We start from the raw sequence: 11,206 nt of genomic DNA on the forward strand, positions 1-11,206 counted from the left end.
GGTGGTCTCAGGGCCCTGGCCGCCCCCACGTATCCGGCGGCCAGCCTGACCTTCAGCGCAGCGAACCTGGCTTCCATCCGGGCCACATCGGCGAGCCCGTCCAGGCAATCATCCGCCAGATCCCGCAACGGATCGGCGCTTCGCAACGGAGCGGGCCCGGACGGATCAGGGAGGTCCCTCCCGGAGCCGGCGCAGGCAGCAAACACCGCCGAGGCCGCGGCAACGGCCTCCAGTGCCTCCCTGCTTTCCGCCATCCAAGCTGTGCTGCCTTCCATACACTCAGTACATCAGGAGGCACCGACAATAACGGTGAAACTGGCTGGTTGAGTTGGTGGTGCCGTCCCGAGCGGATTTTCAGCCGAGCCGCTGCTAGCCCAGCGCCCTCGGATGCGCGGCGGCGTAGATTTCCCGCAGGGTATCCGCCGTCACCAGGGTGTACACCTGCGTGGTGGTGACGGAGGCGTGGCCCAGCAATTCCTGGACGACGCGGACGTCGGCGCCGCCTTCCAGCAAATGGGTCGCAAACGAGTGCCGCAGGGTGTGGGGCGAGACGTCCTTGGTGATGTTGGCTTTCACGGCGGCCGTCTTGAGGATGGTCCAGGCGCTCTGCCTGCTGATCCTGCCGCCCCGGGCGTTCAGGAAGAGGGCAGGTGTGCCTTTGCCCTTGGCTGCCAGCAGCGGCCTGCCGCGGACCAGATAGGCATCCAGGGCCCGTGCCCCGAAGGATCCCAGCGGGACCAGCCGTTCCTTGGAGCCCTTGCCGAACAGCCGGACGATTGCGGGGCCGGCCTCGTCGTCCGGCCCGTCGCCCTGCAGCGAAATGTCGTCGACGTCGAGGCCCACGGCTTCGCTGATGCGGGCCCCGGTGGAGTACAGGAACTCCAGCAGGGCACGGTCCCGCAGGCCGGTGGCGGTCTCGGTGCCGGTTGCCTCGAGGATCCTGGTGACTTCATCGACGCTTATGGCCTTGGGCAGGCGCTTGCCGGGCATCGGCGGGTGGACATCGCTGGCGGGGTCCGTGGCCGTGACCCCTTCCAGTGCCCAGAACTTATGCAGTCCGCGCACGGCCACCACGGTCCGTGCTGCTGACCGGATGCCGAGGGCGGATCCGCCGTCCGAGCCGTCGGAGAGCGCCTGGACGAAGGCGGTGACATCGTGGCGGGTGATCTCGGTTGGACGCTGGCGCCCGGCCCGGGCGAGGTGCCTGGCGTAGCGCGCCAGGTCCCGCCGGTAGGCGGAGAGGGTGTTGGCCGCCAGTCCGCGCTCCACCCCCATGTGCTGCAGGTAGTCCGTCATGGCCCGGTCCACCGCGGTCAGGGGCCGGGCGGGAGCGCTGGGTGCTTGTTGCGGGGCCGGTGCTTGTTGCGGGGCCTGGCCGTCCTGCGGGGCGGATGGCTCCGTCGCCACCAGTTCCACCATCAGCGCTGGCTGGGATGGGCAGGCCACGGCGCGTCGGCCGGGCGGAGTCCCTCGAAGTTGTCCGCACGGGCTGCCGCGGCTGCGAGGATCCCGACGACGGCGGACGGGTTGTGCAGGCGCCCGTCCAGGACAGCGGCCACGGCGACGCCGAGCGGCGTCCAGTGCAACTCGATTTCGGCTTCCTCCTCGGTGCGGACATGCAGTTCGTGACCGGGAACATCGCTCAGGCCGCGGGCCAGGTAAATCCGGATTGCTTCGCTGGAGGAGCCCGGCGAATTGAAGAAGTCCGCCAGCACGTTCCACTTTGCCGCGACGAGGTCCGCTTCTTCGGCGAGTTCGCGGGCTGCTCCTACCACGAAGTCCTCGCCTTCGACGTCGAGGAGTCCCGCCGGGATCTCCCAGAGGTCCATGCCCACCGGGTGCCGGTACTGCTTGATCAGCAGCACTTCGCCGGCGTCGTTCATCGGCAGGATCGCCACCGCGCCGGGGTGGTCGATGTAGTCGCGGACGAGGGCATCGCCGTCGTCGTTAAGCTGGAAACTGTCGCTGACGACGTCCCAGATCCGGCCTTCATAGACCGTCCGGGACGACAAAAGACGGCGCGGGCTCGGTTGATCCGAAACCTGCCTTGCAGCATTGGGGGTCTCAGGCCTACCGGGCATCGCGCCGTCCTTTGATTCAGTTGGGAGTTACTTGGACGCTACTGCCGGTGACTGCTTCGCAGCGGCCGGGGCGTTCTTAGCCGAAGCGTCCTTGGCAGCGGCGGCCGTCGGGCCGTCGTCGCCCTTCTGGTGGTCCAGGGCGGCTTTGACCAGCCCGGCGAACAGCGCATGCGGCCGGGTGGGCCGTGAGCTGAGCTCGGGGTGGGCCTGCGTGGCCACGTAGTACGGGTGGACTTCGCGGGGAAGCTCCACGTACTCCACGAGCTTGCCGTCGGGCGAGGTTCCGGAGAACACCAGGCCCTGGGCGGCGATCTGCTCGCGGTACTTGTTGTTGACTTCGTAGCGGTGCCGGTGGCGTTCGCTGACCGTGGTGGTGCCGTAGGTCTCGGCGACCACGGAACCCTCATCCAGCCTGGCCTCGTACAGGCCCAGGCGCATGGTGCCGCCAAGGTCGCCCTTGCCGTCGACGATGTCCAGCTGCTCTTCCATGGTGGCAATCACCGGGTACTTGGAGTCCGGCTCGAACTCGGACGACGACGCACCTTCGAGGCCGACCACGTTGCGGGCGTACTCGATCACCATGCACTGCAGGCCCAGGCACAGGCCCAGGACCGGGAGCTTGGTTTCACGGGCGTACTTCAGGGCGCCAAGCTTGCCTTCGAGGCCGCGGATGCCGAAGCCGCCGGGAACGCAGATCGCGTCCACGCCGTCCAGGGAGTTGACCGCACCTTCGTGCGTTTCGCACTCATCCGAGGGGACCCAGCGGATCTTGACTTTGGTGTCGTTCGCGAAGCCGCCGGCACGCAGGGCTTCCGTCACGGACAGGTAGGCGTCCGGCAGGTCGATGTACTTGCCGACCAGGGCGATCTCAACCTCGTGCTTGGGGTTGTGGACCGCTTCGAGGAGCTTGTCCCAGCTGGTCCAGTCGACGTCCTTGAACGGCAGGTCGAGGGCCCGGACGATGTACGAATCCAGTCCCTGCGAGTGCAGGGTCTTCGGGATGTCGTAGATGCTCGGGGCATCCGGGCAGCCGATGACGGCGTCGATGTCGACGTCGCACATGCGGCCGATCTTGTCGCGCATCGGCTGCGGGACCTCGCGGTCCGAGCGGATCACGATCGCCTCCGGCTGGATGCCGATGGAGCGCAGCGCGGCAACGGAGTGCTGCGTCGGCTTGGTCTTCAGTTCCTGCGACGGGCCAATGTACGGCACGAGGGAAACGTGGAGGAAGAAGACATTTCCGCGGCCGATGTCCTGGCGGACCTGGCGGGCGGATTCGAGGAACGGCTGCGACTCGATGTCGCCTACGGTGCCGCCGATCTCGGTGATGATGACGTCGGGGGCGTTCTTGCCCTCGGCGGGCAGGCGCATCCGGCGCTTGATTTCATCGGTGATGTGGGGGATGACCTGGACGGTGTCACCGAGGTATTCGCCGCGGCGTTCCTTGGCGATGACCGTGGAGTACACCTGGCCGGTGGTGACGTTGGCGGAGCCTTCGAGGTTTTCATCGAGGAAGCGCTCGTAGTGGCCGACGTCGAGGTCCGTTTCGGCGCCGTCGTCAGTCACGAAGACTTCGCCGTGCTGGAAGGGGTTCATCGTGCCCGGATCCACGTTCAGATAGGGATCGAGCTTCTGCATTGTTACAGACAAACCGCGTGCCCGCAGCAGGTGACCGAGGCTCGAAGCCGTCAGTCCTTTGCCGAGCGAGGACGCCACACCACCGGTGACGAAGATGTGTTTGGTCGTCTTGGACGAGCCCGGGAACCGGGAATTTACACGGGAATTTGATCGCTGCACCACGGAATTTGAGCCTATCATCAATTCAGTCTTCAAAGGGTCGGTTTGCGGGATGCGGCTGTGATTGTCATCCCAGTCGCCCCCGCTCGTTCGGCGTTAGCCGTTCGGTGTTAGCCGTTCGGTGTTGCTGTTATTTGTTGGTCGTTGGTTGTCAGGCGCTGCTCGCCGAAGCTGCTCATGCCTGCTGCGGCAGGAGCCTGGCGTCGTCCAGCAGCTCCTGCGCGTGGGCCTGTGCGGATTCCGAGTCCTCCTGGCCGGCCAGCATCCGGGCCAGCTCACGGACGCGTTCCGCGGGGTCGAGGAGCTGCACGTCGCTGGACGTGAAGCCGGTCACCGTCCCCCCGTCGGCGCCCCGCACCGAGGTCTTGGTGACCCGGATGTGCTGGTCCGCGAAGGCAGCCACCTGCGGCAGGTGCGTCACCACGAGGACCTGGACGTGCCGGGCCAGCATGGCCAGCCGACGGCCGATCTCGACGGCGGCCCGGCCGCCGACGCCGGCGTCGACCTCGTCGAAGACGAACGTCGGGACGGGGTCCACGGCGGCGAGCACCACTTCGATGGCGAGCATGACACGCGACAGCTCGCCGCCGGAGGCGCCCTTGCCCAAGGGGCGGGCAGGTGCCCCGGAGTGCGGCTGGAGCAGGAACGAGATGTCGTCGACACCGAGGGGGCCCATTTGCTCGCCCGGGTCGACGTTGATGATGAGGGTCGCGTCGGCCATGGCCAAAGCTTTCAGTTCGGCGCTGACCCGGGCGGAGAGATCCTTGGCTGCCTTCCGGCGGGCCTTGCTGATGGCGGCCGCCTGCTTCCGGAGCTCGGCCTCGGTGCGGGTGACGTCCGCGTCCAGCGCTTCGATCCGGGTGGAGTCGTCCTGCAGCTCCTCGTACCGGGCCCGGGCCTCCTCGGCCCAGACCAGCACCTCATCGATGCTCGGGGCGTACTTGCGCACGAGTTTCGCCAGGTCGGCCCGCCGGTCCTCGATTTCGGCGAGCCGTTCCGGGCCCTCCGTGTCGAGCGAAGCCTGGTAGCTGGCAAGTTCGGTGGCAATATCGTTGAGCAGGAAGCCGACCTCGGCCAGCCGGGCCGCCGCGGAGCCCAGCTCCTCGTCGTGTTCGGCCACATGTTCCAGGGTGCGCTTGGCGGCGTCCACGAGGGCGGTGGCGTCGCTGCCCTCGCCGAAGTCCTCCGCGATGATTGCCTGGTGTGCCGTTGTTGCCGCTATCCGGAGTTCCTCGACGTTGGCGAGTTTGACGGCCTCGGCCTTGAGCGAGTCGTCCTCGCCGGGCTGGGGGTCCACGGCGTCGATCTCGCCGAGGGCCGCCTCAAGGGATTCCGCCTCGCGCAGGCGTTCCCGGGCGGCGCTGCGGAGCGAGTCCAGCTCGGCCTGGATCGCCTTCCAGTGCCCGTGCAGCTCCTGGTAGGTGGAGAGGGTTGCGGCGAGGCTCTCCCCCGCGAATTTGTCCAATGCACCGCGTTGCGCCACCGGGCTCTTGAGCCGGATCTGTTCGGACTGGCCATGGACCACCACGAGGGTTTCGCCGATCTCGGCCAGGACCCCGACGGGGGCCACCCGGCCGCCGAGGTACGCGCGGCTGCGGCCGTCGGCGCCGACACTGCGGGCCAGCAGCAGCTCGGCGCCGCCGTCGAACTCCTCGACGTCCGCCCCGGCTTCCCGGGCCCGTGTCACGGCCGCGTGGCCGGCGTCGAGTTTCACGATCGCCTCCGCGGAGGCGCTCTTCGCGCCACTGCGCACCGCGCCGGCGTCGGACCGGGCGCCAAGCAGCAGCCCGACGGCGGTCACCACCATGGTCTTGCCGGCGCCCGTTTCGCCCGTCACGACGCTCAGTCCCGGTCCGAGGGGCAGCGTCGCGTCGGTGATGACGCCGAGGTCGCGGATTCTCAGTTCTTCAAGCATGGGTCACTTCGCAGTCGAGGGAGCGGTGGGGTCATCGGGCCCGTCGGGGTCGCCGGGCCCGGCGTGCCGTGGCGTGGGCAGCGGGGGCATGGGTCTGGGGGTACGGATGACCGGTACCGGCCCGGTGTGGATGGTGGCGGCCTGCGGCATGGGGCCGCGCCAGCCCTGGATGGGGAGCTCGAACTTGCGGACCAGCCGCCCGGAGAAGGGGGTCTGGTGGGTGCGGGCGAGCCGGACGGGGTTGGGCGAGCGGGTGACTTCCACGCGGGCGCCGGGCGGCAGGTCCACCGAGCGGCGGCCATCGCACCAGAGCACCCCCTGGGCACCGGTCCGGTTCAGGATCTCGACGGCGAGCCTGGAGCGGGGCGACACCACCAGTGGCTTGGCGAAGAGTGCGTGCGCGCTGATCGGCACGATCAGGAGGGCTTCGACTTCAGGCCACACCACGGGGCCGCCGGCGGAGAAGGCGTAGGCCGTGGAGCCCGTGGGGGTGGCCAGGACCACGCCGTCGCAGCCGAACGAGGTCAGGGGCCGCTCGTCGACTTCGGTGACCACCTCGAGCATCCGTTCCCGGTTGCCTTTCTCGATCGCCGCCTCGTTGAGGGCCCAGGTGTGCCAGATCTTCTGCCCGCGGACCCAGACCTGCACGTCGATGGTCATCCGCTCTTCCACGGTGTATTCCCGGCGGGCCACCCATTCAACCGTCTGGGCCAGGTCCGCCCGCTCGCTTTCGGCCAGGAACCCGACGTGCCCGAGGTTGACGCCCAGCAGGGGCACGTCGACCTCGCGGACCAGTTCCGCCGCGCGCAGGATCGTTCCGTCGCCGCCGAGGACCATCACGAGTTCGACGTCCGGCAGCAGCACGTGGTCGTGCAGGACCTCGACAGGGTGGTCCAGGCGGCCGAAGAACCGGACCATGTCGGCGAGTTCGGACTTCTGCATCACCGGAACGATGCCGGAGGCGTGGAGCTGGGCACACGCTTCCCAGGCAGCCTTGAGGGATTCCTCGCGGCCGGTGTGGGCAAGGATGAGGACACGCCTGCTCATCGGATTCCGCCTTCTAGTGCTGCTGGTTTGGCCAGATCGTTCCCAGTAACGCAGCAACGGCTGCGTCCCGCTCCTCGATCTTAGGCAGGTCTGTCCGGATCCCGCGCTTTATCCACAGGAAGTACTCGACGTTTCCGTCCTGCCCGGGCAGCGGGCTGCCGGCCAGGCCGTGCAGGTCCAGGCCCGCATCCATCGCGGCGGCGGCAACTTTTCCCACCGCGAGGCGGCGTTCCCGCTCGGAGGTCACGACGCCGGTGCGGCCCAGCCGGTCCTTGCCGATTTCGAACTGCGGTTTCACCATCAGGACGAGGTCACCGCCGGGCTCGGTGCAGGCCGCCAGGGGCGCAACCACCATGGTCAGGGAGATGAAGGACAGGTCCGCCACGGTCACGGAAACGGGTCCGCCGATCTCGGCCGGGGTCATGTAGCGGACGTTGAGACCCTCGTGGACGGCAACCCTCGGGTCGTTCCGGATCTGCGGGACAAGCTGGTCATGGCCGACGTCGACCGCCACCACATGGTCCGCGCCGCGCCGGAGCAGCACCTCGGTAAACCCGCCGGTGGAGGCGCCGGCGTCGAGGCAGCGCTTTCCCTGGACCTCGACGGCGGGGAAGGCGTCGAGCGCGCCGGCCAGCTTGTGTGCGGCCCGGCTGACGTAGTTGTCCTCCTCCGTGGCCACGACGTCGAGGCGGGTGTCGTCCGCTACCTGAAGGGAGGCCTTGGCCAGGACCTCGCCGCCGGAGCTGACCTTGCCCTCGGCGATGAGTCGGGCGGCATGGGTCCTGGACCTCGCCAGGCCGCGGCCGACAAGCGCTTGGTCAAGCCTGCTCATGATGCGGTATCCCCCGCCGTAGCTTCGTGTCCGGTCACGTCTTCGTTCAACGCCTCCATCAGGTCGTCATGCAGTCCTGCGTAGACGTCGCCGTGAGCCGTGACCGGCAGCCCGGGCAGCGCGCCGAGCCGGCCCAGCAGGGCGTCCACGTCAGAATCGCCGGCGGCTGTCTCCAGCGGAAAAGCCGGCCAGTCCACCCGCGTCCCCGCTTCTGCAGTCGACGGATCCGCGTACGCCTCCGTGACTGTGTCCGTGTCAGGGACGGGCCCGCCTGCTGCTTCCGCCTCGGGGGCGGGGTTCGGTTCGGTCATGCTTCCACTCTACTGAGCCAGCCATTCGATCGCGGGAGCGAGGGCGGTGGCGGTCTCCGGGTTGGCTGCCCACCACGCCGCGCAGGCGGCACGCCAGGCATCGAGATCGTCGGGAGCTCCGCTGATGCGGACTGTCTGGCCGTCCACGACGGCGGAGGCCGCACCGCAGCTGTACCGGCCGGCGTCGTGCTCCACTGCCGGGTAGGGGCGGTAGAGGTCTGTGAGGTCATGAATGAGGAACCCGGGCCGTTCAGCGGTTCGGGCAGCCAGGATGGATCCCCGCGTGTCCACCCCGGTCAGCACGGCCACTGTGGCGAATCCGGCGTTGTTGCCGCCGAGGATGTCCGTGTCCAGCCGGTCGCCGACGACGAGGGGCCGGTCGGCGGCCAGCCGTTTCGCGGCGGCCTGGAACAGGGGCGCCTCGGGCTTGCCTGCGACCAGCGGCCGTTGACCGGTGGCCGCGGCCACTGCAGCGACCAGGGAACCGTTACCGGGGGCGATGCCCCGCTCCTGAGGGATGGACATGTCCGTGTTGGTGGCCACCCACAGGGCGCCGCCGGCGACGACGTACGAGGCCTCCGCGAGATCCTTCCAGCCGACGTCAGGGTGGAAGCCCTGCACCACGGCCACAGGATTCTCCGCCGCGCTCCGGACCGGAACCAGTCCCACGAGTTCAATCTCGCCCGCCAGGGCGTCACCGCCGGTCACCATCACGCGGGCACCGGCCGGCAACAGCGACGCGAGCAGTTCCCCGGCGGCCTGCGAAGAGCTGACCACCTGCTGGTCCTCTGCCGGCGCACCGAGGTCGCGCAGGTGCTGTGCTACCTGCGCGGGCGTCCGGGACGCGTTGTTGGTGACGTAGCCCAGGCCCACGCCGATTTCAGCGAGCCCGCGGAGGGACTCCACAGCTCCCGGAATGGCGTGTGGGCCGGCGTAGACCACGCCGTCAAGGTCGGCAAGCAGTGCGTCGAAGTTCGAGATCAGATCTTTGTCGGTCATCCGCGGCTAGGCCTCGGTGTCGTAGTCGTCGCCGGCATCCTCGGATTCGTCGCCTTCCAGAAGCTCCGAGCGGTCCAGGGCGTCCTTCTCCACGGAGTCTTCATCGGACTCGGCGTCGTCGGATTCGAAGAAGTCGGACTCCGCGTCGTCGGAACCTTCCTCCAGCGCGTCGACGCCGCCCTCCGCTTCAGGCGTTTCGGGGAGTCCGGCGGCCGCTGCCGCCGTAACAGTGCGGGGGGCATCGTCGGCGGGGGCCGACTTCTGTGCCGACTGTTCCGCAAGGATGCGGCGCTGACGCGATTCCTCGCGGGCTTCTTCTTCTTCGTCCCAGCCGAGGTCGATGATGTCCGGTTCCTCGTCGATGCCGAGGCCGAGGGCGTTCTCGGCGACGACGGCCTGGCGCCTCCACTTCTCGGCTTCGGGCGCGCGTCCGGCTGCCGTCAGGGCATCGGCATAGGCGCGGAACAGGCGCGGGCTGTAGGAAAATGCCCGATTGATGTCCAGCTGTGCGATTTCGAGTTCCGAGACTGCGGCGTCGAGCTGCCCCAGGTCCGAGCGGGCACCGGCGGCCACGATTGCCAGTTCCGCTTTGCCGGGTGCGTCCAGGTCCTTGGCTTCGTCCGAGCGCGCCATGTCGAGGGCGCGGTCCGGGCGGCCGAGGCCGCGTTCGCAGTCCGCCATGACCGGCAGGTGCATGTTGGAGCCGCTGATCCGCCGGTAAGTACGGAATTCGCGCAGGGCCTCGCCGTAGTGGCCCGCGGCGTAGGCCGTCAGGCCGACAGCTTCGCGGACCGCGGCAAGGCGTCCGCCGCGGCGGCTGGCTGCGAGGGCGTGCTGGAAGGCAAGCTCGGGTTCTTCGTCGATGAGGCGTCCTGCCATGACCAGGTGGCGTGCCACCCACTCGGCGCTGTTGTCCTCGAGCGTCTTGATCTGGTGCTGCGTGGCGCGGTCCAGTTCCTTGCCGGTGACATCGTCGTCGATCTGCGGTGAACGCTCGCGGTCGGGGCGGTTGGCGCTGCGCAGGTCACGGGCGTTGGGGACGCGGACCGGGCGGTCCTCGGCGCGGTCGCGTCCGAACTGGCGTGGACCGGAGTCGCCGCCACGGTCAAAGCTACGGGCCGGACGATCATCGCGGTTGCCGAACGGCTTCCGGTTGTCTCCGCCATTGAAGCTGCGACGCTCTCCCCCGCCTTCACGCGGGGCACGGTCACCGTACGGCTTACGGTCACGATCGCCGTCACCGAAGCTGCGACGCTCTCCCCCGCCTTCACGCGGGGCACGGTCACCGTACGGCTTACGGTCACGATCGCCGTCACCACTAAAGGGCTTACGGTCCCCATCCCGCGCCGGACGATCACCATAGGGCTTACGATCCCCGCCACCACTGAACGGCTTACGGTCCCCATCACGCGCCGGACGATCACCATAGGGCTTACGATCCCCGCCACCACTAAAGGGCTTACGGTCCCCATCACGCGCCGGACGATCACCATACGGCTTACGATCCCCGCCACCACTGAACGGCTTACGGTCCCCATCACGCGCCGGACGATCACCATACGGCTTACGATCCCCGCCACCACTAAAGGGCTTACGGTCCCCATCACGCGCCGGACGATCACCATACGGCTTACGATCACGGTCGTTGAAGGACGGACGGGATGCCTCGGATCCGCGGTCCTCCCGGGCGCGGAAACCGCGGGGGTCGCCACCGGAATTGCTGGTTCCCCGGAAGCCGCCACCGCCTGTGTTTCGTCCGCCGCCGAAGTTGCCTCGGTCTTTGCCGCCGCGGTTGTCTTCGTTGTGCTCAGCCATGCTGGATTCCTCCTGTTATGAGCTGACCACTGGCGCAATCGCAGCCGCTCTGTTCCGTGTTTCGTTCCCTACGCAACCCGAAATCAAGCGCTTCGAAGTCCGTACATCTCATCCAATTCTAGGCGAGTACCCGGAGACCAGCTAACGGCAGCGGCCCATAAGGCCTTTCCGGTGGCAAGTGTCACAGAAAGCCGACAGAACACTCCGAGGACGATCCCTGGCCGGCTTCCTGGCTCGGTCCGGGTCCAGAACTACGCTTCTTCACGTCGGCGGCGGAAGGCCGGCGCTGAAGCCGGGGGGCTGTTTTGTGGTTTGGGGGTTAAATGCGGGAGAGCCTCCAGACGTGTGTCTGGAGGCTCTCGACCGTTTTAATGATGTTCCGGCGGTGACCTACTCTCCCACACCCTCC

At 68.2% G+C, this 11,206-nt stretch carries 9 protein-coding genes and 1 pseudogene; all 10 read right to left on the reverse strand.

Going from position 1 to position 11,206, the window contains the following annotated elements:
- Nucleotides 1–254: pseudogene (locus ABIB51_RS22510) on the reverse strand (HNH endonuclease signature motif containing protein); the annotation flags it as partial.
- 115 nt (nucleotides 255–369) lie between these two features.
- A complete protein-coding gene (xerD, locus tag ABIB51_RS22515) occupies nucleotides 370–1,296 on the reverse strand; it encodes a site-specific tyrosine recombinase XerD (RefSeq protein WP_354191596.1) in 927 nt (308 codons plus the stop codon).
- Between the two features lie 122 nt (nucleotides 1,297–1,418).
- Entirely contained in the window at nucleotides 1,419–2,081 is a 663-nt protein-coding gene (locus ABIB51_RS22520; RefSeq protein WP_354191587.1) for an NUDIX domain-containing protein, read from the reverse strand.
- Between the two features lie 27 nt (nucleotides 2,082–2,108).
- The gene (gene pyrG / locus ABIB51_RS22525; protein ID WP_354191588.1) at nucleotides 2,109–3,899 is read right to left on the reverse strand and encodes a CTP synthase; all 1,791 of its coding nucleotides are present in this window, start codon (nucleotides 3,897–3,899) and stop codon (nucleotides 2,109–2,111) included.
- A gap of 154 nt (nucleotides 3,900–4,053) precedes the next feature.
- On the reverse strand, nucleotides 4,054–5,793 hold the full coding sequence (recN, locus tag ABIB51_RS22530; RefSeq protein ID WP_354191589.1) for a DNA repair protein RecN: 1,740 nt from the start codon (nucleotides 5,791–5,793) through the stop codon (nucleotides 4,054–4,056).
- 3 nt (nucleotides 5,794–5,796) lie between these two features.
- Nucleotides 5,797–6,840 (reverse strand): NAD kinase, encoded by a 1,044-nt coding sequence (locus ABIB51_RS22535; protein WP_354191591.1) that lies wholly within the window; start codon nucleotides 6,838–6,840, stop codon nucleotides 5,797–5,799.
- A 13-nt stretch (nucleotides 6,841–6,853) separates the two neighbouring features.
- Complete coding sequence (locus tag ABIB51_RS22540) at nucleotides 6,854–7,672, reverse strand: TlyA family RNA methyltransferase (protein ID WP_354191592.1); 819 nt, start codon at nucleotides 7,670–7,672, stop codon at nucleotides 6,854–6,856.
- The gene (locus tag ABIB51_RS22545; protein ID WP_354191593.1) at nucleotides 7,669–7,983 is read right to left on the reverse strand and encodes a hypothetical protein; all 315 of its coding nucleotides are present in this window, start codon (nucleotides 7,981–7,983) and stop codon (nucleotides 7,669–7,671) included. Before ABIB51_RS22545 ends, ABIB51_RS22540 begins: the two co-directional genes overlap by 4 nt.
- A gap of 9 nt (nucleotides 7,984–7,992) precedes the next feature.
- Nucleotides 7,993–8,982, reverse strand: a complete 990-nt coding sequence (locus tag ABIB51_RS22550; protein WP_354191594.1) for an HAD-IIA family hydrolase — start codon at nucleotides 8,980–8,982, stop codon at nucleotides 7,993–7,995.
- A gap of 6 nt (nucleotides 8,983–8,988) precedes the next feature.
- On the reverse strand, nucleotides 8,989–10,797 hold the full coding sequence (locus tag ABIB51_RS22555; RefSeq protein ID WP_354191595.1) for a hypothetical protein: 1,809 nt from the start codon (nucleotides 10,795–10,797) through the stop codon (nucleotides 8,989–8,991).
- Nucleotides 10,798–11,206 lie beyond the last annotated feature (409 nt).

It is taken from the genome of Arthrobacter sp. UYCu712, assembly GCF_040547005.1.
GTDB lineage: Bacteria > Actinomycetota > Actinomycetes > Actinomycetales > Micrococcaceae > Arthrobacter.

Bases quoted from the DNA above. Each gene is read 5' to 3' on its own strand.
- pyrG (WP_354191588.1), bottom strand. From the start codon at position 3,899: ATGATAGGCTCAAATTCCGTGGTGCAGCGATCAAATTCCCGTGTAAAT.
- ABIB51_RS22545 (WP_354191593.1), bottom strand. From the start codon at position 7,983: ATGACCGAACCGAACCCCGCCCCCGAGGCGGAAGCAGCAGGCGGGCCC.
- ABIB51_RS22535 (WP_354191591.1), bottom strand. From the start codon at position 6,840: ATGAGCAGGCGTGTCCTCATCCTTGCCCACACCGGCCGCGAGGAATCC.
- ABIB51_RS22550 (WP_354191594.1), bottom strand. From the start codon at position 8,982: ATGACCGACAAAGATCTGATCTCGAACTTCGACGCACTGCTTGCCGAC.
- ABIB51_RS22540 (WP_354191592.1), bottom strand. From the start codon at position 7,672: ATGAGCAGGCTTGACCAAGCGCTTGTCGGCCGCGGCCTGGCGAGGTCC.
- xerD (WP_354191596.1), bottom strand. From the start codon at position 1,296: ATGACGGACTACCTGCAGCACATGGGGGTGGAGCGCGGACTGGCGGCC.
- recN (WP_354191589.1), bottom strand. From the start codon at position 5,793: ATGCTTGAAGAACTGAGAATCCGCGACCTCGGCGTCATCACCGACGCG.
- ABIB51_RS22520 (WP_354191587.1), bottom strand. From the start codon at position 2,081: ATGCCCGGTAGGCCTGAGACCCCCAATGCTGCAAGGCAGGTTTCGGAT.
- ABIB51_RS22555 (WP_354191595.1), bottom strand. From the start codon at position 10,797: ATGGCTGAGCACAACGAAGACAACCGCGGCGGCAAAGACCGAGGCAAC.